This window comes from Fusibacter sp. JL298sf-3 (genome assembly GCF_053842995.1).
The window spans coordinates 815,301-839,766 of the sequence record NZ_CM132608.1 but is presented as its reverse complement, the minus strand read 5'-3'; the positions used below and the strand labels follow the sequence as shown (position 1 = coordinate 839,766).

Sequence of the window (24,466 nt, the reverse complement as noted above, 5' to 3'; positions counted from 1 at the left end):
TTTCGAATAGGCTGTGGTATTCCGTTTCAACGGGTGAGAAATTACCCTCGATTTAGACGCTCTGTGACTTCGCTGTCACAGGGCGTTTTAACGATATCTTAAAGATTTTGCCCTGTTGTGCCGTGTATAATAGAGACCGGAGGTCATTTATGAAACTGGAAACAGCAGAAACGAAGATTGAACTTAGTTACATTCCCGGTGATACCGACAGTATGACGTCGGCACTTGAAGCTTATACAGTTGCCGTGTGTTCAGGTGAAGCCTTTGAATACGGACAGTGTACAGCCCACTTTGTCAACGTCGGCGCCCCTATTCCTAAAAGTATTTTTAAAGCGCATTCGGTACTCGCAGATTATATAGAACCGCACACGGAACCCCTGGAAGCATCTATGACCGGTGAAGCCTTGTTTTTTGCCTATGCCGCCGCGGCAATGCCCGAGATGAGAGCAGCGCTGGAAACGGCATTGACAGCCATCGTCAGACATGTCAGAGAAGTCGACGACTCGAGTGCGTTTTGGCTCACTGACGAATGGCCTATTGCCTGTGAACCCCTCTATGCCTTGGCTGCCGTTTACCCGCAATACGGCTATTTACTCGCAGCGATCCTCGTGCCCAATTGGGACGACGAACACATGCCTGAACCGTTGTACACCCTCGGCAAATGGGTGGCGACACAAGGGGTGACAGAAGAGACGCTCAAAGCTTTTTGCTACTGCGATAACAAGCGCGCCAGAGAGATTGCCTTGGGATACGATACTTGGAACGGCTATTGTGAAGACAGCGGCTCTTTTGAAAGCACTTTTGACATTCTGACGGCTTTTAGGACGGATTCAAAGCTGTACGTCAAGTTCCCGAAGGTGTTGGCCGACCGCTATGCCGACATGCCGTATAAGCGCGCCAGTAGTGCGCCGGACGAATCGCCTATACAAGAGATGCTCATGGAGATGCTTTATGTACACCACCCCTGCGATGTATGGGACGATGCCTTTGACAGCGACGCGTACATGACGCAGCGCTTTGTGGACACACCCGCAGATATAGCTGCGGCACAATTAACCGAACAGGTGATGGCGCACCTCGGTCACGCTATTGTGGCACCTGTTCCCATAGTCTCTGAAGAGGCGCTATGTGGCAAAATAGCCCGCAGGCGAACCGAAGCGCACTCGTGGGAGACGTTCTTTGAAAACCACTTGGAAAATGGAGAGGCGGTGTGGCGCTATGTGACCTGGGGGACACCTTTGGCTTTGGATGCTTTGCCGGAACTGGATTTGATGTCACTGGCCTATCAATTGGAGCCGTCGATTCAAGAGGCCTTTGAACACGTCGACGACGTGACTGAAGGCGTTTACGAAGCCCTTCGCGACTTTGGGAGAACCGGTGGCGTCTCATTGCGTATGCCTTTGCGTCTGCATGACGTTTTGCACCGATTGACAGGTTGCCCGCCGGTGTCCTTGCAATCGGCAGAATGGCTTTTAAGCCGAAACGAGGGACTGACTTTAGAGGCGCTCTATAAGCGCTGTCCGGCCGATGCGGCGGCCACTGTGGACGCGTTGTTCAAAGAAGCCGCCAGCACGTTCCGATACGACCGCATGCCGGCATTTCTCTTAGAAGCATACACCTATGCGTTGACACACAGCCGGCCACTGCTCCTGAAAAAATTCCAATCTGTATCTGATGCAGACGAAGTTAAAAGCTATTTGTTGTTTTACACACTGCAAGAAGACAGCCGCTGTGAACGCAGCGATGAGCTCACCACTTACGCCGCCGATTACATCGACGCACATTTATGGACGGAAATTGAGGTGGTGCTCACCTCTGACGGCGATTGGGAGCCCGAAAGCAGTGTGCGTGCAGCTGAACAAACCGCCGATATTAGCGCTTATCACAAAGCTCATCTACAGCTCGTCTCGGCTCAGTACGCACTGTGGCAGCCCATGCGAACCTATCTTGAGACCGGCAGTTTTAAGGGGCGAGATCCCATTGAGAGCCCACAACTGGCACTGGCCTATTTAAAAGCGCATTTGGAAACAGAAGCGGCGGGCATTGCCGATAAACAGCCGGCGTATGTCCTCTTGGACACCTTAGAGGGGCGGGCCGACCGCCTTTGTCACATGTGTTACTGGGGACGGACACGAGAAGACCTCGCTTTGCGCCCTGTACTGCTCAGAGTATTAGAGCTGCTCATACAGTTGGCGCCGCTGCGCGTTATCAAGGCTTTGACCGACGTCGAGCCGGATTTGGAGGCACTTGATGACCCGTCTGCCCTATGGGCGGCGCTCGACGGGTTAAAAACACTGGGACTGCCTGAGCCGGCGTACTGGATTTACCCACTGACAGTCTTGGGCAGCGGGGTGCATAAAAAAAGAATTGCCATCTACGCATTGGACCTCGAACCGCAGAGGATTCAAACTTATGTCCAACTCCTTGAAATGTACAGCGCGTCCGAGCCGCGCGAGGCGGTGCCGCTGTTGATGCAACCGGCCTATCGCCGCGCCAGAGAAGCCATTTGGGCAGGGGGGCTTCTCGTACCGCGCCGTATTCGCGCCAGATTGGTGCGTGAAGCGGACGAGGTTTTTGGCACGGCCCTCAGCCGACATAAAATCTTGGATGACATGGCGATTGACTACATTAAGCGCACCTTATACAGCAGCTTTCTGCCCCTTGGCGCCTATGTGGAAAACGTGCTGAAGGCCGCCGGTATCACCGTATCGCGGCGCGTGGTGTTTACAGAACACGATGGGGGAGAGGAAGCTGTAAACGCGCTTCGCGCTTTGGGCTTCGATCTCAAGAGTGCACAGGTTGAAAACAGCGCTTTTTTTGTGAACCTCGTCGATGGACAGCCTCGGCCGCTCAGTGTGCCGAGGTCTTCAGAGACATTGCCGCCACATATAGAGATTGCCACCATCAACCAGTGTCCGGAGTCGTTTCAAAAGGTTATTCAGACGTTGGATAAAGTCGACTACAGAATGTTGTGGCTTGAACAGGTGGACGCTTTTATAGCGGGAAAAGTGCCTTATGATGCTGTAGAAGACATCCTACATCACGGTGTAAACGACGGCGATTTCTTAGCGTGGGGGAGCGTTTACGACTTTGAACTGGAGGTCTATTTCAAGCGTTTGGACGAGGGGCTAAAGCGCGCACTTGTAACGCTGATTGGTGGCGTCGACGTATCGAAACTCACCAGTATTTTAGACGACAGCGCCGATGACTGGTTAATCGACAGCCGCATAAACCGGCAGCTTGTCTTTGAGTACTTGCTCTACAAAAAGGCTTTTCGCGCTTTGGAGCCCCTTTGCCTTACTGTCAACTGTACGAACTATGTAAAAGCGCTGAAAATCGATGCTCAGGCGATTGTTTTAAAGCGCCTTGCCAAATACCCGCAGTACCACCCGATGGTGCTCGACTACCGCAACCATTCATCGCTGAAACTAAGAAGTTGCGTGGCGGATTTAATGGCGCAGCACAGTATAGAAGCCACCATTGCGTCGGCATATGAGATCGTCGACTACGGCGGGTATACGGTCCCTGCACCTCAAACCGATTCCAGTGGCCGAAAGATAGCCGCTGCAGCGATTTGTCACGCACAGACCGATGTTCTGAGTTTGGAAGTCGGCCTCTATATCGGCCTGCGCTTCACCGCTAAGGTATTGAGTCAAGCGCCTAAAGTCTGTGTTCACAATGTGGTCGTCACACACCCGTCGCCATCGGGACAGTGTGAGACGAGCCAGTGGCAACAGGACGGGTACAGCAGCAGTCCCATATTTATGGGGTGGTGTTTTGAGTCGGAAGCTGAATGTTTGCCGGGGCGCTATCACTTTGCCGCCTACGATTTAGACGGGCATCTGTTGGTTGAAAAAACGCTACACATGGTGGCGGACGGAAAAGCTGAACAGCACTTTAAAGAGGTAGAGCCCGTATAAGAGGCGTACAAACTCAGGATCGCCTGTTCCAAAGTAAAAGAGCCCCAGAAGCGAGAGGCCGGTGAAAACGCCGGCTAACGCTTTGGCCTCAGAGGCGTGGCTCCAAAATGCAAGCCCTTGTAATCGCCGTCGCCCGGAGGCGCTTTCGCCATAATACACATCTTTCAGTGTATGAACGCACCATGATTAAATCGGCATCAGAAGAAAGGTTGCCATCCTTAAAATTATATGAACAGCTGTTGTTGAAGTTTAGTACATCGTGCTGTAAACTAGATATAGAAAGATTTTCATTTTGTGTTTGTTTTGGTGAGGGTACTTAAACTTTAATGCAATATAGAGGCTCTTTCTATTTTTTATATGCTACCCAATGAATGCAAGGCTATGGTGAATAATTCAGGATAATTATTATGCCATTTTGACTTCTAATATTTAGCGATAAATGCTAAAATAAAAAAGAGTCTGATATTTTATTCACAGAAATCAAGATTGCAAAAAATGGTTTTTAGTCTTTGTGATTTAGTGTGTGGAAATTATACATATAAACGATGAACTTCGTGTGAATGTATTTTATAGCCATGACGTGGTGGCACAGTTTGAGGCTGTAGGTAAGGGGCGGTGGCTGATATCAATGGCTACTTGTTCTTTCTTTTGGAAGATAAGGGGTGTAGCCATGTATATGTGAATCAGTCGAACACTATTAAGCATCATAGGCAAATGATGGGCTGTGAGGGTGCGTCTGAGCTGATTAAGATTCAGCGTCCGAAGCTTGAGGAAAAACTGCAATAGATGCTTGCGAAGAGTGAAATTAAGAGGCTTTTTAGTGCCACTGAAAATGTGAAGCACAGAACAGAGCTAATGGTGGCTTATAGTTGTGATATGCGCGTGAGCGAAGTGGCTAATTTGTGTATTCAAGACATTGGTTTGAGCGCGTCGTGGTTACTGTGTGTCAGGGGAAGGGCAGAAAAGACCGCATAGTGGCGCTTTCGGAGACGCTTTCAAAGCAGCTTAAGGTTTGTATGAGCCGTTATCAACCTTATGATTATTTGTTTAATAATCAGGAGAACACGAGATCTATAGTGGATTGCACGCTTTAGAAGGTTTTTAATGTGTTTGTTAAGCAAGCTGGGATTAAGAAGGCTGTGACTTTTCATAGTTTGCGGCATTCTTTTGTGACGTATTTGCTTGAGCTGGGGGTGGAGCTTAGGTATATTCAGGACTTGCTTGGTCACGCCCATTTGAAGACGACTGAGATTTACACGCCTGTGCCGAATAAGTCGATAGTGGGGATTAGGAATCCACTGGATATGTTAGAGTGCTCTTATCCTTGAAATTCCAGTTTGTATTTTGTGCTTTTAATGACTTTTGGTGGGGTTGGGGAGTTAATCAACATAATTAATATAGGACTTAGAAAGGAAGTGTATATGGAATTAAATCAGTTAGTAAAATATTGTGATAATCAATATCTAAATTCAAAATCAATTTGCGATATTCCGCATTGTGAAAAATGTCTTGAAAATATACACTATGGAAGTGAACGACGATATAATTGTGAAAATATGACAAATTACTACGTATGTAAATATATTCATAAGTATTCATCAGAAATATATCATATTTTTGCTAATTTTAATAAATTATATAAATTGAATAAAGAAATTAACGTTTTATCAATAGGTTGTGGATCTTGTAGTGACTTTTTTGGGATATCATCGGCATTAGAAAGTGTAAGAACTAATTATTATGGAATAGACTTAAATGAAGAGTGGAAACATATTCATGATTACATAAAAAAAAATAGTAGATCAACTGTTGAGTACACCTATAGAGATATATTTGATATAATAAATAGTGATTTATCAAATATTGAGTTTCATATTTTGAGTTTACAATATATGCTCTCTGACTTAATTAAATACAAAACCGTGGACGAAATAAATTGTTTTTTTCAAGCTCTTGTTCGCAATATTATTTTTAAAATGCCAAAAAATTCAATTATTATAATCAATGATATCAATTATAGGGAACCTAGAGATTGTTTTTGGTATCTTTTAAATAATATTAATAAACTTGGAATTGAGTATTCGAGTAGAAGACTGCATTTTTCTCATAATATTAAAAAACATTATCGTTATGGCGAAAAATATGCTAATAATTCATTGGTGTTTGATATAGATGAAGATATTGTTAATAAATATCATCCATGGCAATTTTGTAGTAGTGCTCAATTGATTGTAAGGAAGGAAGAGTAGATGATTTTAAGCGTAAGTCGTAGAACTGATATTCCTGCTTTTTATTCTGATTGGTTTTTTAATAGAATACAAGAAGGCTATTTATATGTAACTAATCCCATGAATCCAAAGCAAGTTAGTAAAGTAATTCTATCACCTGAAACAGTGGATTGTTTTGTATTCTGGACAAAAGATGTATCTCAAATGTTAAATAGGCTAGATGAAATAAAGCATTACAATTACTACTTTCAATACACTATAACTGGTTACAAAAATAATATTGAGTTAGGAATAAAGGATAAACGAAAAGTAATAACCGCATTTAAAGACTTATCTAAAAAAATCGGAAAGAAGAGAGTTATTTTAAGATATGATCCAATATTTATTAATAATGAGTATACTATAGAATATCATTGCAAAGCTTTTGAAAGATTATGTGATGAGTTATCTGGATATACTGAACGCTGTGTCATAAGTTTTATAGATATATATGCTAAGATTAAGAAAAATATTAAAAACTTGAATATTAAAGAACTTGATACAAATGATATTAAGACAATTTCTAAAAAGTTCGCAGAAATTGCAAATAAATATAATCTTAAAATTGAAACTTGTTCTGAAGTGTATGATTTAAGTGAATTTGGAATTTCTCATGGTAAGTGTATTGACGATGCGTTAATCTCAGAACTAATCGGTTACGAGGTTGCGGTAAAGAAGGATGATACACAACGAGATATATGTGGATGTGTAAAAAGTGTTGACGTTGGACAATATAATTCTTGCATGCACAATTGTGTTTATTGCTATGCGAATTATAGTAAAAATATGGTAAATGCAAACTTTCTACAACATGGTGACTCAAATCCTTTACTTGTTGGAGAAGTTCGTGATGATGCAACAATATCTCTTAGGGATATGAATTCTATTAAGGGAGTAAAAAGAGGATGTAAGCAACTGAATTTCTTAGATATAATCGATGAATAGTCAAATTCTATGGTAAATTAATTACTTCGCTTAACACGACGGTTCACTGACATCCCTTCCGATGCCACAGCCTTGTGAGGCAAGGACTGCGACATATTTTCTGCTCGGCGTTAAATGGAAGGAACGTCCCGAACCGTGGGACGTTAAGTAAAATTATTTAAAGAAGGAAAACATAATGAGAGAAAAGAAAACAGGTATACTGTTATTAAAGGTTTTGGAAGCAGAATATGCCAACTCGCTATTTGGAAAAGGTGAATTGAAATTCTCTAATGCAAGGAAATGGATTGAAGACGAAAATAAATATGGGCATGGAAAGGGCGATCAGTTCGAAGCGATTTTTGCTCGAATTCCATCAAGGTTTAAAATAACTATGAATATAATTGAAAAACTATATGAAGATATAGAAGCAAGTATAGATGATAATTACATAAATTTCAGAGTTAAGAGATCGCTAGATTTACCTGCCACGTGTTTTTATCTAATTGATATTGATGAGGACGCAAGTGATCAAGTAGAGCATAAAATAAGTAGTGAGTATTATAGAGATTTTGGAAATAACACCGATAAAATTAATTTAGTTGATAAAAAGTGGATGAGTACAGTAATAATTAGGAATATTGATGATTTTAAGTCTAGGCTAACTAAGGCTTTAACCGATATTGGTGTAAAAGAGAGTGAAATAATGTTTTCTAAGTTGCATTATGAATCTAAAATAAGAAATAGTACATTTTTTAATACGAAACAACCTCCAACAGAGCTTTTTTTTAAAGATAACTCTCTTGAGTACCAGAATGAGTTACGCGTTGTTATTAATACAGATGACGATGAAGTTACAAGCTATCTTTATAATAATCCTTTGGTTATAGGAAATCTTAAAGATATTGCGAAAATTGAGTTCCGAGTTCCTCATGACGATACTCAAGTGATATATATAAAAAAAAAATAACTTTATCTAACACACAGTCCTCGCGACTAAGGCTGCGAGGACTGCAAAACCGTTAGAAGAAATATTAAGTTTGGAGGGATCTAATGATTAGCAAAATATATAAAAATGCTTATATTGATGAAACCGGAAATTTTGGATATGATTTTAAATCCGTAGGAAATTCACAGTATTTTATATTAACAGCTGTGATTATCTCTCCAGAAAATTTGCCTAAAATTGAAAAAAAACTTCGTCTTGTTCAGAGTGAATACTTTGGTGGTGAAGAAATCAAATCAAGCTCTATTAGCAATGATTATGTTAAAAGAATAAAAATTCTTAAAGATATTTCTGTGTTAGACTTCAATGTGATTGCTTATATAGTCGACAAAGAAAAAATTGACTTGAATAGGAATCCTGGACTTGGTTTTAAATCTTCATTTATTAAAGTTACGCATAAATATTTTCATAAAGAGTTAACAGGTATGTTTGATTCTCTAAATGTTTTTTCAGATAAACATGGAACTGAGGAATTTATGTCAGGTTTCATTGAATACTTTAATAGACAAGAATTATACCTTCTAAGTAAGTATGACTTTCAATTTGTAGATAGTAAAGAATGTATATTTGTTCAATTAGCTGATTTTATAAGTGGGACAATTGCTTATAAATACGAAGATAGACCACATAAAGATAAGTATAGAGTGTTTCTCAACTTCCTAGATAGAAAAATTCTGAAGTACGAAGTATGGCCAATTGATTATAAAGACTATTTTAAAGATATAAATTATATGGATATAAATAGATTTGACAAATCTATTGCCAATCACTGTTTAAGATTAGCAAGTAATTTTGTAGGTAAAGAACATTATAATGACGAATTACAAAAAGATAGAATATTGATTGTACAATTTTTAATGTTCAAGCTACGCTATGATAGTTCTGAAAAGTACTATACATCCAAAGAAATAAGGGATCATATATTTAGGATTAACAGAAGAAAATACTCGTTTAGGCAATTTCAAACAAACTTGATATCAAAAATAAGAGATAATGGAGTAATAATTTCAACTAGTAGTCATGGTTATAAAATTCCTATTTCAGTCAAGGAATTATATTCTTATACCAATCATACTATTGCTAATATTGGACCGATGCTTGAAAGGCTTAGAAAAGTTAGAAATGAAATTAGAATTTTGACTCATAATGAACTCGATATTTTAGATTCGCCTGAACATAAAGAATATAAAGACTTTTTCGACTATATAAAAAAAGACAAAATTTAATACATCTTCTAACACGACTATTACCTAAATCACTCTTATGTCACAGCCCTTGCGAAGCAAGACTTGTGACACTTTTTTTCTGCTATGGTACAAAATGAGAGTGACTACGGCAATAGCGGAAACGTTAGCTGAAGTCCCTAAAATAATTAAATTAATCGGAGGCGCAAATGAGCAAAGACATTCAAAAGGCAACTAAGATGCTGTTTGATGAGAGAGAGAATTTTATCATAATTGGACTTACTGGAAGAACTGGTTCAGGTTGTTCGACTGTTGCAAGTTTGTTGGGCAATTCATTTGCAGAGCTATCATCTCCAAAACCCAAAGAAGCCCAATTTGAAAATAATGAAGAGCGAAAGTACAAAATAGTATATGAATATGCCAAATCGCATTGGAGTGAATTTACTGTCATTAAAATGAAGAGCATAATCACCTCATTCATTGTTAGAAACGAGTACGACGAGTTCGTCAGTTTTTTTAATAATATTGAAGTGGACGGAACTAAAATAATAAACATGCAAGGCTTATTGAAGGAAGTTGAAAGCAAAATTAAAGAAAAGTACGAAGAAGTATGCGATATAAGGAGAGACTTAAAACCAATATTTGATAGCGAAGGCGATGATGCACTTGCAAATGACATAATCTATGATTACTACTTTTATCAAATGAGTGAATTGTCTGATATAATACAAGGCGTTCTTAAGTCCTACAAAGTAACAATCGAGAATCATCCAGATGCAAATTTATATACTTACTACTATCAACTTATTGCGAACAATGTAAGATCATCTGGATTTGCTTTCATCGATAAATTTGATTCTGCTAGTATATTTAAATTACCTCAACGTACAAATTTAATGATAAAAATCCTCCGACGGAGAAATCTGGTTGAAAAGGAAAGAGTTCTCGTTGTAATTGATGCACTTAGAAACCCATTTGAAATTAGTTTTTTCAAAGACAGATATTCTGCATTTTACTTAATGTCTGTGAATACAGACCCGAAAAATAGAGTTGATAGATTGATTAATCTTGGTTTTAACATTCATCAGATTAGAAATCTTGATGAAAAAGAGTATCCCAAAAGACTAACTGGGACAAAACAATTTTCATCTCAAAACATTCAGAAATGCATAGAGTTGTCGGATATTTATATATATAATCCGTCAATTGGAACAAAAAATTATATAAAAGTAAAAAAGCAGTTGATAAGATACGTTACTCTGATTATGCACCCAGGATTAATCACACCTACAGCAGAAGAAAGGTGCATGCAAATTGCTTTTAATGCAAAAGTCAATGCTGGTTGTCTTTCGCGCCAAGTCGGAGCCATAGTTACAGATGATAACTATTCAGTTAAATCAATCGGATGGAATTCCTCGCCTGAGGGACAAGTTCCATGCAACTTGAGGAATCTATTTAGCACAGAAACAAAAGATGATAGTGAAGCTTTTAGTGAATATGAGATTAACGATTCGGATTATTCAGAATTTGTTGAAGGGGTATTAAATGAGAAAAAAACACATACTGATGATTTGAATGGTAGGCTTTATCCGTATTGCTTCAAAGATATGTATAACGAATTCAAAGATAAAGAAAATCAAGTTCATACAAGAGCGCTTCACGCTGAGGAGAATGCATTTTTGCAGATTTCAAAGAATGGTGGAATGCCTCTTAAGAATGGATTTTTATTCACAACGGCTAGTCCGTGTGAATTATGTTCAAAAAAAGCTTATCAAATCGGCATACGAAAGATATATTATGTTGATCCATATCCAGGGATATCACAGGATCATATTCTTAATTGTGGAAAAAATCGACCTGAAATGATTCTTTTTCATGGCGCTATTGGTCGAGCATACACACAATTGTATACATTAGTACTTCCATACAAGGATGAATTGGAGATGCTAGTTTCGGAAATATGATTCAAATACTTCATCTAGCACCCAGTCCTCGCGACTAAGGTTGCGAGGACTGCAAGAACGTTATGTGAAGTATCAAGACAAAATCAAACTCAATGGGGGAAAATAATGAAAGGCAATGAAATATTACAGCAAAACAAAAAAGGTGGGATACAATCGCAGACCAATGGTTTGGAAGTACATAGACTCATACATTTGTAGTGACTTAGTAGGTTATTCAAAATCCGATCCTAGAATTTTCAAAGCAGCGTTGGATTCTCTTGGTGTCTCGGCAGAAGAAAAAAACGCTACACATGGTGGCGGACTGAAAAACTGAACAGCACTTTAAAGAGGTAGAGCCCGTATAAGAGGCGTACAAACTCAGGATCACCGGTTCCAAAGTAGAAGAGCCCCAGAAGCGAGAGGCCTGTGAAAACGCCGGCTAACGCTTTGGCCTCAGAGGCGCGGATCAAAATGCAAGCCCCTGTAATCGCCGTCGCCCAGACGCCGATAGCGAGCAACCAAGAGGTGTCAAGCGCAAAGGCGACAACGAGCGGTTGGATGTGAATGGCAATAAACACCTGACGCCTAAAGGCGCTTTCGCCATAATACGCATCCGTTCCCTTTGAGAGGTTGGCGATGACGCCGCCGGCAATGTCGACGAGTAACAGAAGGGCGACAGATTTTTGAAAACCGGTAAGCGTACTGAGATAAGCGCTTTCCAGTTGGCTAATACCTACAGTTGCTATCGCTGTAAAGAGAATAACAGCTGCTAAATCCAATAGGGTTTGTTCCTTCCCAAAGAGCTCGTGTAGGGCCTTTGGGATTTTTATTTTTTTGGACATATAACCTCCTTCATAGAACGATTATAATACAAACCGACCGAACGGTCAATTATATTTTGATTTGCATTAGCACATGAAGACTATTTTGATTTATAATAGAGACAGTGAGAGTGGTATCAATTTTGCAAGATAAAGTGGTGTCGATTATTGAGAAAGTGAGAAAGGACAGGGTATGACCTCGCAAATACAGTTTACGAGTTTAGAAGAAAATGTCGCGCTCTTTGAGGCGGTAAAAGACGGCATTGTCATTGTCGATGCCGATGCCACCATTCGGTGCATCAACCGGCGCGCTAGGGAACTGCTAGGGGCATTGGAACGTACGGCCGTTGGAGAGCCAATTGTATCGATTTACGAAGCGTCGAAACTCCCGGAAGTGGTTGAAACGGGCACCGGCGTGTACGACGCCAACATCACCCTGGGCGGGCGGCATTGTCTGACGTCGAGGGTACCGCTGTACAGCGGGGGAACTGTCGTCGGCGCAGCGGCCATCTTCGACGACGTCACCAAGTACGAAACGCTGAGTCAGCGCCTAGAGGCTGAGCGCGGCGAGATGTCGATTTTGAAATCCGTGCTGGAACTGGCTTATGACGGGATTCTCGTCGTCGATACAGAAGGGCGCATTACGATGATTTCCGACGCCTATAAGCGGTTTCTAGGTGTTGAAGGCGACGCGCTTATTGGAAAACACGTCACTGAAGTCATTGAAAACACGCGGATGCATATCGTCGCCCAGACCGGTGTCCCCGAAATCAACGACTTTCAAGAAATTCGAGGCGACTACATGCTCGCGACGCGAATACCGTATTATGTCGACGGCAAACTCGCCGGAGCTATTGGCAAAGTCATCTTTAGAAACATCTCTGAACTGCACAGCATCAATAAAAAATACACCAAAATCGAACAAGAACTGCGCAATCTCCGTTCTGAAATCAGCAGCATTCACTACGCCAAATACAGCTTTGATCAAATCATTACCGCCAATGCTCAAATGGATACGCTTAAAAAACAAGCGGAGAAAATCGCGCCGTCGCGTTCCAACATCCTCATACAAGGCGAAAGCGGAACGGGAAAAGAGCTGTTTGCCCACGCCATACACAAAGCCAGCAGACGCAGTGACAGGCCATTTGTCTCTGTCAACTGCGCCGCCATCCCAGAGGCACTTTTAGAATCTGAACTCTTCGGTTACGAGAAGGGGGCGTTTACAGGGGCGGATAAAAACGGACGCATCGGAAAATTTGAACTGGCCGATGAAGGGACGCTTTTTCTCGACGAAATCGGTGACATGCCCCTGCAGATGCAGGCGAAGATCCTCAGGGTACTCCAAGATGGAGAAGTGGAGCGGGTGGGTTCCAACAGACCCAAACAGGTGGATGTTCGTATTATCGCCGCCACCAATAAAAACTTAAAGGAAATGGTGGCGGAGAAGCTCTTTAGAGCCGATTTGTACTACCGTCTCAACGTTATGAACCTGCATATCCCCCCTCTGAAAGAGCGACGGGACGATGTGATTTTGCTCAGTAGCCACTTCATCGACCGACTCAACGCGCAAAACCACGGGAAGGTGTGGGGAATAGCGGAGAAGACCCAGCTGTTGATGCGGCAGTACCACTGGCCGGGCAACATTAGGGAACTGCGCAACATCATCGAGCGCGCGTACCACATCATGGAGGCGGATCAAGAGATTCAACCATATCATTTGCCGGCGTTTCTGAAAGCGGCGGATCCCGATTACACCGGTGACCCACTGAAAATGATGATGGAGACCTACGAGAAAAAAATGCTTTTGGAGCGACTGATCTATTTTAACGGCAACAAGACCAAAACGGCAAAAGATTTGGGCATTTCTCGGATGGCCCTACACAAAAAATTAGAAAAGTACAATCTATAGCGGATAAAGTGTCAATAAAAGTTTACAGTTTTAAAAAGTAATAAAAAATCGTAATCTTTTATTGACACTTTTCTATTAAATTTGCGGCAACTGTAAACTAAAGTTTACTATTGCCGCTTTTTTCTGTGTGTCCGAATGTACGGACACTGTACGGAAAAGCAGAAAAAGCGCCATAAAGACGGCGGTAAGTGTCCAAAAAGTTGGCATGTGACTTGCAATAGAGTAAAGCGGAGGTGAAGCATATGATGCGCATATTGAGAAAACCGCGTTATTTTAACTGGGTTTACCAAGGACTGTTGATTTTTACAATTGTCCAACAAATTTATTTTCCGCAATCTTATCAATACATGCATTTAGCGGTATTGGCAGTTCGGATGCTCGTATCAGAAATGTATCAAAACGATTATCGCGCAGGTAAATGGGACCGGTATTTTATACCACTGGTTTTCTTATGTGCAATATTGTCCATCATTGAACACACTTGGCAGATACATTTGGGCGGTTTTTATCTCGTCGCTTTGATGGGCGCCACAGCGGCTCTTATGGGAATCGTTGCAGCGGCGCTAAAAGATACTAAAGCGCATTTAAAAACCAAAATGCATCCGAAACACGTCGAGGTGACAGAAAAGCGCAGAGGCTTTGTCGTTGCAATTCTCTACGGTCTTTACGCCGTATCCGCATTGGCACTGGTCTACGCTTTTACACTTTGGGTTTCGGAGATTTAAAAAAAATAGGGGGCTAAGATGTTAGGGGTATTCGCGATTATTTTAACGCTGTTTGCACTGATGTACTTCGCGTACCGCGGGGTTACTGTTTTGGTACTGGCACCGGTGCTGGCGATGCTCGCCGCACTGATGTCAGGAGAAATACCGGCACTTCACGCACTGTCAAATATTTTCATGCCCGCCGCAGCCGGGTATATCAAAGCCTATTTTCCGGTGTTCCTAGCTGGCGCCATCTTCGGTAAATTAATGGGCGTCACCGGTGCGGCCACAGCGATTGCACACTTTATTTCAGACAAGTTCGGTAAGAAACACGCCATAACCGCTGTGGTGGTGGCGACGTCACTGTTGACTTACGGCGGCGTGTCGCTGTTTGTCGTAGTTTTTGCCATGTATCCCATTGGGGCAATGCTCTTGAGAGAGGCAAACATTCCGAAACGCCTCTTGCCGGCAGCGATTGCACTGGGGGCTTTTACCTTTACGATGACAGCACTTCCGGGGTCACCACAGTATCTCAATACGATGCCGACAGTGTACTTTGGCACGGACATTTACGCCGGTCCGATTCTCGGTTTAATCGGCGGAGCCGTGATGTTTTTCGGCGGGACGTGGTTCCTCAATAAAAGGGCAGCCAAAGCAGCGGCCTCTGGAGAGGGGTATGGCGATCATGAAAATGAAGGTCTTCAAGAGGCCGGTGGCGAGCGACCGAACTTCTGGCTCTCTGCATCGCCAATAGTCATGGTCTTTGTGTTGAACTTTTTCTTTACAAAAGTTTACTTTACGAGACCTTCGGTCATCGCTTCCTATGAAGAAGTTGGCTCGGCGATTAACGGCACTTGGCCGGTGGTCCTAGGACTCTCCATTTCAATTGTGTTTATTTTAATCGCTATGCGCAAGTACCTCTTCAATACGAATAAAGTGGTGTTCGACGGTGCTGTGGGCTCTTTGCTGCCGATTTTTAACACGGGTTCGGAAGTCGGTTACGGCGGTGTTATCAAGTCATTGTCTGCATTTACCACTGTTAAGCTCGGCATCGTTGCGCTGGCGATTCCATCGATATTCAAAGTGGTGATTTCGACGACCTTGCTCGCCGGTATCGTCGGGTCTTCCTCAGGGGGTACAGCCATTGCACTGGAAGTGCTCTCGGAAGAATTTTTAGGCATGGGCATCGACCCGCAGGCGTTGCACCGCATTATGCTTATGGCCGCGGGTGGTCTCGACAGTTTGCCGCATTGCGGCGCCGTGATTACCTTGCTTTCAGTTTGTAAGCTCGACCACAAACAGAGCTATTTTGATATTGCAGCTATGACCATTGTAACGCCAATTATTGCGGTACTCGTCGCGTCGCTGTTCTACTTGGTCACAGGAATCGTTTAAGGAGGCATCTATGAACAAACTTATGACGCTCGAATCGGCCATTGGGCTGATTCGAGACGGCGACACCGTCGTCACCGGCGGCTTTGTTGGGAACATGCACCCGGAAGCGCTGAGCAGAGGGGTTGAAGAGGCTTTTTTAAAAGAGGGGCATCCCAAGGGATTGACCCTCGTGTACGCAGCCGGACAAGGCGACGGTAAAGACCGCGGCTTAAATCATTTCGGCCACGTAGGCCTCGTAGAAAAAGTAATAGGCGGTCACTGGGGACTGGCGCCGAAACTCGGCAAGCTGGCACTGGATGAGCACATCGACGCCTATAACTTTCCGCAAGGGGCGATTTCACATCTCTTCCGGGCGATTGCAGGGGGAAAACCCGGCATTCTTACCAAGGTCGGCCTCAAAACTTTTGTCGATCCGAGGCTCGATGGTGGCAGAATCAACGCGCGCACTCAGACACCGCTGGTGGAGTTGATGACCGTCGACGGTGAAGAATGGCTCTTTTACAAAGCTTTTCCCATTGATGTGGCCTTTATTCGAGGCACTTACGCCGACGAAAACGGCAACTGTACATTTGAGAAGGAATGTCTGAGCCTCGAAATGCTCTCCATGGCGCAGGCGGTTAAAAATTCAGGGGGCAAAGTGATTTTGCAGGTTGAAAAAGTCGTACAGGCGGGAACGCTCAACCCAAAGCTGATAAAGATCCCCGGGATTTACGTGGACGCCATTGTTGAAGCGGCGCCGTCTGAGCACATGCAGACCTTTGCAGAACAGTACAATCCGTCGTACAGTCAGGACATTAAAGTGCCGGTGGCCAGCATACCGCCCATGCCGCTCAACGCTCGAAAAATCATTGCACGACGCGCGGCGATGGAGCTGAAGCCCAACGCCATTATGAACCTCGGCATCGGCATGCCGGAAGGGGTTTCCATGGTGGCCAACGAAGAGGGCATCGACGGCTTGATGCTCACCACTGAGGCGGGCACCATCGGCGGCATCCCGGCAGGCGGGCTCAGCTTCGGCGCCGCCACCAACCCCGATGTCATTATCGACCAGCCGTACCAGTTTGACTTTTACGACGGCGGCGGTCTCGACGTGACGTTTTTGGGTCTGGCTCAGTGCGACGCCGCGGGCAATGTCAATGTTTCAAAGTTCGGTCCGAAAGTAGCGGGCTGCGGCGGCTTTATTAACATTTCGCAAAACGCGAAAAAAGTGGTGTACTGTGGTACTTTTACAGCGGGCGGTCTGGAAATCGCCGTGTCTGACGGCACGCTGACCGTCGTCAAAGAAGGCCGCGCACAGAAGTTTATCGAAGCAGTTGAACAAGTGACTTTTTCAGGGACATACGCTTACGAAACCCGGCAGCCGGTGGTCTATGTCACCGAGCGCGCCGTGTTTGAACTGACTGAAAAGGGGCTGACTTTAACCGAAATTGCCCCGGGAATCGATATAGAGAGAGACATTTATGATCAAATGGCGTTTAAACCAGCGGTTTCTGAATCACTAAGGACGATGGACAGTCGTATTTTCAATGAGGGATTGATGCACCTTGTGGTGTGAAAATAGAGGGAGGTACAAATGAGATTAAAAGGCAAAGTCGCCGTAGTAACCGGCGGCGCACAGGGCATTGGCAAGGCGATTTGCCAAAGATTTGAAAGAGAAGGTGCTCAGGTGATTGCCGTAGATATGCAGGCGGCGACATTTGAAGAAGCCGGCATCTGCGGCTATGCGCTAAACGTTACCGATAGGCCGGCCATCGAGGTGTTTATGACATGGGCTGTGGACACCTACGGTAAAGTCGATATCCTCGTCAACAACGCCGGTATTACGCGGGATGCCCTGATTCACAAAATGACCGAGGATATGTGGGACCTCGTTATCGATGTCAACTTAAAAGGCGTCTTCAATATGGCACAGGTTATCGGGCCACATATGATGGCAAATGGCATCGGCAGCATCATCAACATCGCCTCTGTTGTCGGCGAGTACGGCAACGTGGGACAGACGAATTACGCGGCGACCAAAGCGGGCGTTATCGGCATGGCGAAAACGTGGGCGAAAGAGTTTTCCAGAAAGGGCGCGGCAGTGCGGGTCAATGCCGTTGCACCGGGGTACATCAACACGGAAATGATGAAGACTGTGCCGGATAAAGTGCTCGACCCCATTCGCCAAAAGACCATGCTGGGACGTTTAGGAGAACCGGAAGAAATTGCAAATGCGTGTCTGTTCCTCGCCAGCGACGAATCGTCTTTTGTCACGGGACACACACTGTCGGTAAACGGCGGTTTGAGACTGTAAGGAGGTTTTTTATGAGAGAGGTCGTTATAGTGGCAGCTGCCCGAACGCCTATCGGCGCTTTTGGCGGCGCACTGAAAGCTGTAAGTGCCGTCGACCTCGGTACGACAGCGGCAAAAGCTGCACTGGAGCGGGCAGGCATAGAGCCGCAGATGGTGGATGAAGTCATCATCGGCAATATCTTAAGTGCCGGATGTGGTCAAAATGTGGCGCGTCAAATTGCCGTTCACGCGGGGATTCCTGTAGAAGTACCCGCGATGGCGCTGAACATTCTCTGTGGCTCCGGCTTGAGAAGCGTGAGTTTAGCGGCTCAGATTATCGCTTCTGGTGGAGCGGAAACCATTCTTTGCGGTGGGACGGAGAGCATGTCCAACACGCCTTATCTGTCGCCGTCCAACCGGTGGGGGCAGAAGATGGGGCATTATGAAATGGTGGACCATATGATTCAAGATGCGCTCACGGATGCGTTTCACCACTACCACATGGGGGTGACCGCTGAAAATATTGCCGAACAGTGGGGGATTGGCCGAGAAGCGCAGGACGCCTTTGCCGCAACCAGTCAAAACCGTGCCGAAGCCGCTCAAAAATCCGGTCGATTTAAAGCGGAAATTGTCCCAGTGACCATTCCTCAGCGCCGCGGTGCGCCGGTGGTGGTCGAAGACGACGAGTACATTCGCTACGGCGCTACTGCTGAAGCACTTGGCAAGCTGAGGCCGGCGTTTAAAAAAGAAGGCACTGTCACGGCGGGGAACGCGTCGGGCATCAACGACGGGGCGGCGATGCTCGTCGTTATGAGCAAGGTGCGTGCAGAGGCCCTTGGCCTCTCGCCCCTCGCCGTTATCAAAGGCTATGGGACTAAGGGCGTCGATCCCTCGATTATGGGATACGGTCCAGTACCGGCGACTTTAAAAGCGCTGGAAGAGGCGGGGTGGACTGTGGAAGACCTCGAACTTATTGAAGCCAACGAAGCTTTTGCCGCACAGTCGCTGGCCGTGGTACGGGACTTAAAACTCGATCCGTCCAAAGTCAATGTCAATGGAGGCGCCATTGCCCTCGGTCATCCGGTGGGTGCCAGCGGTGCGCGCATTCTCGTGACACTGCTCTACGAAATGGAGAAACAAAACGCTAAAAAAGGCCTTGCCACCCTGTGTATCGGCGGTGGCATGGGCACTTCTTTGTTGATAGAAAGACCATAGTTTTACCCCTTCCTCGAAAAGACGTTTCTGGTTGACAGAAGCGTCTTTTCCATGGGCAATGAAAAGATGGTGGCGCATGAACACGTGCATTGACGGCGAATTTTGTTTGAGAATCCCACTGCTTGGTAGTCTCTTTGAGCAAACTTTGCTACACTATATACATAAAGAAACCTCGTAGTCGTTTTAAGGAGGGATGTTATGTCAAACAGTCGACTGTTTAAAATTGTACACTATTTGCTCGTTCACGAGAAGACAACTGCAAAAGCGTTGGCAGAGCTGTGCGAAGTATCTGTGCGCACGATTCATAGAGATATTGACGCGCTCACACTCGCCGGTGTTCCCGTGTACTGCACGCGAGGCAAAGAGGGCGGTATTCACTTGATGGAAGGGTATGTGGTGAACCGATCGATGCTTGTGCGGTCGGAACAACAGGCGCTGCTAGAAGTGTTTGAAAGTCTGCATCAAGTGATGGGCGCTGAGGGCGATGCTCTGCTGCTCAAGTTAAAAGCTCTATTTGGAGAGGCGTCTGACAGCTGGCTTTCTATTGATTTTTCTAGATGGGGCAGTGCGCGTGGCGACGAGGAAACGTTTGAGTTGTTGAAGCGGGCAATACTGGAAAAGCGCGTCATAAACTTTGAGTATTACAGCAGTTATGCCGAGGTATCGCACAAGCGGGTAAAACCCATACAACTAAAATACAAGTCGAAAGCTTGGTACGTCGAGGGCTTTTGCATGGCGAAGTGCGCCAAACGACTCTATCGCCTAAGCAGACTTTTTAATCTCAAGGTGACTTCTGAGCATTTTAATGCGGCGTTGCTGCCACAGGCGCAGTCGGCGGCTGTTAAAGAAAAGCCGGTGTACCCGGAAATCGAGCTGATTTTTGAGCCGTCAGTGGCGTACCGAGTTATGGATGACTTCGACGCTTCAACGATTGTACGCGCTGCCGATGGGCGGTTGCAGGTAAGGACGTATATGCCTGAGGATGATTGGCTTTGCGGGTATTTGCTGTCTTTTGGCGGACAGGTGGAGGTGGTGGCGCCGGAAAGTTTGAAAACCACACTGGAGTCGGCTGTTGAAAGGCTGTATTTTCGGTATTTTGGGGGAGATGAGGTCGTAAAATAGAACAGTTAAATGAGAGCGCCTATAACGGCGCTGAATTCTGTAGAAAGCACCTAAAGCTCTATAAATATGCAATCAAATTCACAAAACAATTTACAAAATATTTCTAAAATGTTATCATTATTTAACGAAAACGGTAAGCTAATTCAAACTTTTTCCCTATCAATCCTTATACCTATAGGAGTTATCATTATGAATAAAATAATTTTAGCTTCAATTAAATACTTTGTGTTCTTGTTTGCTATCACTCAGTTTCTTCCCATTATTATGGGCAGGGAGAACAGCGGTGACATTTTGTTGCAGGGGTTGTTTACTCTAGTCGCATCAATTGCAATAGCTATTAGAAGTGAAATAAAAAACAAAAAAAGGAGTTGATGTTTTGAGCCGTTCTGTTCTGGAAGTGAAAAATCTATCGAAACACTACAAAAAATTTAAACTCGATGAAGTGAGCTTTAGTTTGCGTGAAGGCGAAATAACAGGTCTTATTGGGCCTAACGGTTCGGGGAAAAGTACCACGATGAAATTGTTGTTGTCCGCAATAGAGAAAACTTCTGGGGACATGTTGTTTTTAGACGAAACTATTACAGAAGTTAATAAGATGGCCTATAAATCTGAAGTCGGGTATGTTGGAGAAGACACGGATTTTTTCTTAAATCAAAAGTGTGTTCATATTAAAAATTATTACAAGTTGTTTTATGAAAACTGGGATGAGTGTGTCTATAACCATTTTATGGACAGTTTTGATTTGAGCGACGATTACCGAATGAAAGAACTTTCAAAAGGGATGCGGGTGAAGTTTTCACTGGCTTTGGCGTTGTCACATAAACCGAAGTTGTTGTTAATGGATGAGCCGACATCCGGTCTCGATCCCATTGTGAGGAGCAAGATACTAGATGTGTTGCGCGCTTATGCGAACGATGAGAAAGCGTCGATTCTCTTTTCATCGCACATCACAGAGGATATGTCTAAAATTGCCGATAGATTGCTCTTTATTTACAAGGGAAAGTTGGTTAAGAAAGCAGATACTCAGACTTTTGTAGAGAACAACGATTCGATTGATAACTATTTGAAAAATATGATAGAAGAGGAAGATAAAAAATGAGAAGACTCTTAAAAAAATACGTTATTTTAAACCGAAGAAATTTAATCTACGGACTTTTGTTAGCAGTAGGGTTTGGTACCATTGCATTTGACGGGGTCACTTACTACCCGGTAGCATTGCTCATGGCGCCATCTCTTTTATTTACTTTTGCCGTCGGAAAAATGTGTTATGAGGAAGATTCAAAATCGACGCGACATTTTTTGCTCTCACTGCCAGTTCCGCCGAAAACCTTGGTTTTAGAAAAAAATATCATGTCGCATCTCTGTATTGTCGTTGGGATGCTGATTGTTAACGTCGTATTTTATATCATAAACATCTTGTTGCGTCGAGAAGTGGTTTTTTTTAGCCTAAACGCCATTATGCTATTTTCTATTGTGCTCATAACATACAATGCGCTTTATATTTGGCTAAACTACAAGTTCGATTATTCGAAAACCCAATATACCTCGTATATCCTTCTTGTACTCATGTTCGCCTTATTTAAATTTAGAGGAACTTTTATTGAAAAAGTGGCCATTTCCCATACAGGGGGATTAAGTGTACTGCTTGTTTGTTTGAGCCTCGGAAGCTTTTATTTTTTAAGCAAGGTTAAGGTCAGCGTTTAGGGGGATCATTAAGGTGTAAAAAACCGAAAGGGGACATATGTCCCAGAACTTAAGAAACTAAAGTGACCCTTTAGTCCGACACTTTTTACACAGCTCAACACCACAAATAGAGTATCACAACCCAAAACGCCACCAATCTTTCGCTTCGTTGAAAGACAGTGGCGTTTATTACATTAAAGTACAACGTCTCGAACGATTGCCACCCCCATTAAGAGCACGCCAATGGCGATAAAGCCGTAGGCACAATAGGTAACGGGGACAAAGAAGAACGTGTCTCTTTCCCCGACGACAATTAACTCATCAGTGCGTTTGACATAGAGATGCCGAATTTTTTCAGGTGGCAACAATAAAAACCAAGCCCTTGTAAAGACACCGGTGTAGATAAGTAATGCGATAATATACCAAAGGCCATCGCGGGGAAGACCGAGAAGGGCAAAAGCATAATCTGCAATTTGGCTTGAAAAGAGCATAGCTATGGCGGCGATTATAGGCACCCAATACCCCCGCCCTTTAAAAATCAACATGACATTAAGTCCTTTCTAAAAGATGATGTCGCTTGTATGTTGCACTTATTAAATGCCCCGTTTACTTGCGGCGGGTGTGATGATTGGGAGAAGCACCGTGCTTTTCAGCAAATTTCTCAGCAGCTGACGTATTGGTCCACAGAGATAAAACAATGAGTCCAATAGCCGCCACGTACCAGAAACGAGCGCTTTTAGGATGTTGCTTTAATGTTTTTACTTTTACAGTGCCACCGCAATAGGGACAGTGAGCAGTGCTGATGGTACTTTGACAACGTTCACACGTCATGGGCATCTTCCTCTCTATAGTAATATAGACTCTTTAGCAGTATAGCAAAAGGAAAAGGCACCCGTCAAGAACAGCATAATGGGCCTATTCATCATCCAAAGTTTCGATAACTGCAGCCAGTTGATGCATGGCACAGTCGATGGTTTCTGCAGTCATGTTGAGCGCCGGTAACAATCGTATAACCGTTCCGCTTGTCACGTTAATCAGCAGACGGCGTTCAAAGGCGGCGCGCTGGATGGCATCTGCGTAAGTGCCGACGTCTATGCCTCTGATAAAGCCTTTGCCGCGGAGGGCTTTAACCACCTTTGGAAATCGGGTCTTTAGGGATGTGAGGTGGTTGTCAAGCTGTGCGCTGCGTACCTTAAGGTCTTCTAGAAAGCCCGGTGCGAGAAGTTTTTCCAGTGTGGCGTTTCCCGCACTGGCGGCAACGGGGTTGCCACCGAATGTGGAGCCGTGGTCGCCGGGGCCCAAAACGTTTTCCAAGTCCGGTCCTACGAGCAATGCCCCAAGGGGGAGGCCGCCGCCGAGTGCCTTGGCCACACAGACGAGGTCGGGAACGAAGCTGTAGGCCTCATAGGCGAACAAATCGCCGGTGCGACCGAGGCCCGTTTGTATTTCGTCGACGACGATGAGGAAACCGTATTGCCGTCTGAGTTCTACGAGCTTGGACACAAAGGCCTTAGAGAGCGACCGTACCCCGCCTTCTCCTTGAATCATCTCGATAAAGACAGCAGCAGTATCCTCGCTGACGCATTCGGTAAGGCTGGTGCAGTCGTCGTAGGCAAAGTGGGCGATGCCCGGCATCAACGGCTGAAATGCCGATTTGTACTTGTCTTGACCGGTGAGGGCGACGCCGCCGGTACTCCTGCCGTGAAAAGCCCCTTCCGCAGAGAGCAAGACCGACTTTCCAAGGGGATGACCGCGCTTTTTTGCCAGTTTAATAGCGGCTTCAACGGCTTCTGTACCGGAGTTGGTGAAAAAGACTTTTGAAGCAAAGCTGTTGTCCACGAGCTTTTCAGCGAGAGCAGTTACCGCTGGCGTAGCAAAGTAGTTTGAAAGATGTGTGAAACAATTTAGCTGAGCGGTAATTGCTGCGTTAATCTCCGGGTCGCAATGGCCGAAAGCGGTGACGGCAATACCGGAGAAAAAGTCGAGGTAGGGGGTGTCCGCTGCGTCGTACACGTAGCACCCCGCTGCTCTCGATACTTCTAGCGGCAAGCGCCGATAGGTGCCGAGAACATACGATTGGTCTCGATTCAGTAATGCGTGCATGG

At 44.5% G+C, this 24,466-nt stretch carries 23 protein-coding genes; 19 read left to right on the top strand and 4 right to left on the bottom strand.

Annotated elements, in window-relative coordinates:
* Positions 1-149: 149 nt before the first annotated feature.
* The 9 genes from ACR6HW_RS04070 (at position 150) to ACR6HW_RS04030 (ending at position 11,262) form a co-directional block, all read left to right on the top strand.
* The gene (locus ACR6HW_RS04070; protein ID WP_455729889.1) at positions 150-3,920 is read left to right on the top strand and encodes a hypothetical protein; all 3,771 of its coding nucleotides are present in this window, start codon (positions 150-152) and stop codon (positions 3,918-3,920) included.
* Positions 3,921-4,706: 786 nt separating this feature from the next.
* The gene (locus ACR6HW_RS04065) at positions 4,707-4,895 is read left to right on the top strand and encodes a tyrosine-type recombinase/integrase (protein ID WP_455729888.1); all 189 of its coding nucleotides are present in this window, start codon (positions 4,707-4,709) and stop codon (positions 4,893-4,895) included.
* Positions 4,823-5,014, top strand: a complete 192-nt coding sequence (locus tag ACR6HW_RS04060) for a site-specific integrase (RefSeq protein ID WP_455730921.1) — start codon at positions 4,823-4,825, stop codon at positions 5,012-5,014. Before ACR6HW_RS04065 ends, ACR6HW_RS04060 begins: the two co-directional genes overlap by 73 nt.
* Positions 5,015-5,026: 12 nt before the next feature.
* Positions 5,027-5,248 carry a tyrosine-type recombinase/integrase gene (locus tag ACR6HW_RS04055; protein ID WP_455729887.1) on the top strand — a complete coding sequence of 74 codons (222 nt, stop codon included), beginning with the start codon at positions 5,027-5,029 and terminating at the stop codon, positions 5,246-5,248.
* Between the two features lie 93 nt (positions 5,249-5,341).
* Complete coding sequence (locus ACR6HW_RS04050; protein WP_455729886.1) at positions 5,342-6,169, top strand: hypothetical protein; 828 nt, start codon at positions 5,342-5,344, stop codon at positions 6,167-6,169.
* A complete protein-coding gene (locus tag ACR6HW_RS04045) occupies positions 6,170-7,132 on the top strand; it encodes a DUF1848 domain-containing protein (protein WP_455729885.1) in 963 nt (320 codons plus the stop codon). It abuts the gene before it with no gap.
* A 175-nt stretch (positions 7,133-7,307) separates the two neighbouring features.
* Positions 7,308-8,078, top strand: coding sequence for a hypothetical protein (locus ACR6HW_RS04040; protein WP_455729884.1), 771 nt, complete (start codon positions 7,308-7,310; stop codon positions 8,076-8,078).
* Between the two features lie 83 nt (positions 8,079-8,161).
* Positions 8,162-9,340 (top strand): DUF3800 domain-containing protein, encoded by a 1,179-nt coding sequence (locus tag ACR6HW_RS04035; RefSeq protein ID WP_455729883.1) that lies wholly within the window; start codon positions 8,162-8,164, stop codon positions 9,338-9,340.
* A 167-nt stretch (positions 9,341-9,507) separates the two neighbouring features.
* Positions 9,508-11,262 (top strand): hypothetical protein, encoded by a 1,755-nt coding sequence (locus tag ACR6HW_RS04030; protein WP_455729882.1) that lies wholly within the window; start codon positions 9,508-9,510, stop codon positions 11,260-11,262.
* A 284-nt stretch (positions 11,263-11,546) separates the two neighbouring features.
* Here the strand turns inward: ACR6HW_RS04030 and ACR6HW_RS04025 are convergent, their stop codons facing one another.
* Positions 11,547-12,083 carry a hypothetical protein gene (locus ACR6HW_RS04025; protein ID WP_455729881.1) on the bottom strand — a complete coding sequence of 179 codons (537 nt, stop codon included), beginning with the start codon at positions 12,081-12,083 and terminating at the stop codon, positions 11,547-11,549.
* Positions 12,084-12,255: 172 nt separating this feature from the next.
* Here ACR6HW_RS04025 and ACR6HW_RS04020 point away from each other — a divergent pair, with 172 nt between their 5' ends.
* The 10 genes from ACR6HW_RS04020 (at position 12,256) to ACR6HW_RS03975 (ending at position 22,382) form a co-directional block, all read left to right on the top strand.
* Complete coding sequence (locus tag ACR6HW_RS04020; RefSeq protein WP_455729880.1) at positions 12,256-13,971, top strand: sigma-54 interaction domain-containing protein; 1,716 nt, start codon at positions 12,256-12,258, stop codon at positions 13,969-13,971.
* Positions 13,972-14,213: 242 nt separating this feature from the next.
* Positions 14,214-14,696, top strand: coding sequence for a hypothetical protein (locus ACR6HW_RS04015; protein ID WP_455729879.1), 483 nt, complete (start codon positions 14,214-14,216; stop codon positions 14,694-14,696).
* A gap of 18 nt (positions 14,697-14,714) precedes the next feature.
* On the top strand, positions 14,715-16,070 hold the full coding sequence (locus ACR6HW_RS04010) for a GntP family permease (protein WP_455729878.1): 1,356 nt from the start codon (positions 14,715-14,717) through the stop codon (positions 16,068-16,070).
* A gap of 10 nt (positions 16,071-16,080) precedes the next feature.
* Positions 16,081-17,625, top strand: a complete 1,545-nt coding sequence (locus ACR6HW_RS04005; RefSeq protein WP_455729877.1) for an acyl CoA:acetate/3-ketoacid CoA transferase — start codon at positions 16,081-16,083, stop codon at positions 17,623-17,625.
* Positions 17,626-17,643: 18 nt separating this feature from the next.
* Complete coding sequence (locus tag ACR6HW_RS04000; RefSeq protein ID WP_455729876.1) at positions 17,644-18,363, top strand: beta-ketoacyl-ACP reductase; 720 nt, start codon at positions 17,644-17,646, stop codon at positions 18,361-18,363.
* Positions 18,364-18,374: 11 nt separating this feature from the next.
* Positions 18,375-19,556: an acetyl-CoA C-acetyltransferase gene (locus ACR6HW_RS03995; protein ID WP_455729875.1), complete on the top strand. Its 1,182-nt coding sequence runs from the start codon at positions 18,375-18,377 to the stop codon at positions 19,554-19,556.
* A 198-nt stretch (positions 19,557-19,754) separates the two neighbouring features.
* On the top strand, positions 19,755-20,678 hold the full coding sequence (locus tag ACR6HW_RS03990; RefSeq protein ID WP_455729874.1) for a helix-turn-helix transcriptional regulator: 924 nt from the start codon (positions 19,755-19,757) through the stop codon (positions 20,676-20,678).
* A gap of 189 nt (positions 20,679-20,867) precedes the next feature.
* Positions 20,868-21,050, top strand: coding sequence for a hypothetical protein (locus tag ACR6HW_RS03985; RefSeq protein ID WP_455729873.1), 183 nt, complete (start codon positions 20,868-20,870; stop codon positions 21,048-21,050).
* A gap of 4 nt (positions 21,051-21,054) precedes the next feature.
* Positions 21,055-21,777, top strand: a complete 723-nt coding sequence (locus ACR6HW_RS03980) for an ABC transporter ATP-binding protein (protein ID WP_455729872.1) — start codon at positions 21,055-21,057, stop codon at positions 21,775-21,777.
* Complete coding sequence (locus ACR6HW_RS03975) at positions 21,774-22,382, top strand: ABC-2 transporter permease (protein WP_455729871.1); 609 nt, start codon at positions 21,774-21,776, stop codon at positions 22,380-22,382. Before ACR6HW_RS03980 ends, ACR6HW_RS03975 begins: the two co-directional genes overlap by 4 nt.
* Before the next feature lie 173 nt (positions 22,383-22,555).
* On the opposite strand, the gene ACR6HW_RS03970 is transcribed toward ACR6HW_RS03975, so the two are convergent.
* From ACR6HW_RS03970 to ACR6HW_RS03960, 3 genes are all read right to left on the bottom strand, one after another.
* Positions 22,556-22,906: a hypothetical protein gene (locus ACR6HW_RS03970; protein ID WP_455729870.1), complete on the bottom strand. Its 351-nt coding sequence runs from the start codon at positions 22,904-22,906 to the stop codon at positions 22,556-22,558.
* Positions 22,907-22,967: 61 nt separating this feature from the next.
* The gene (locus tag ACR6HW_RS03965; protein ID WP_455729869.1) at positions 22,968-23,192 is read right to left on the bottom strand and encodes a hypothetical protein; all 225 of its coding nucleotides are present in this window, start codon (positions 23,190-23,192) and stop codon (positions 22,968-22,970) included.
* A gap of 84 nt (positions 23,193-23,276) precedes the next feature.
* Complete coding sequence (locus tag ACR6HW_RS03960) at positions 23,277-24,464, bottom strand: aspartate aminotransferase family protein (RefSeq protein WP_455729868.1); 1,188 nt, start codon at positions 24,462-24,464, stop codon at positions 23,277-23,279.
* Between the last annotated feature and the right edge of the window lie 2 nt (positions 24,465-24,466).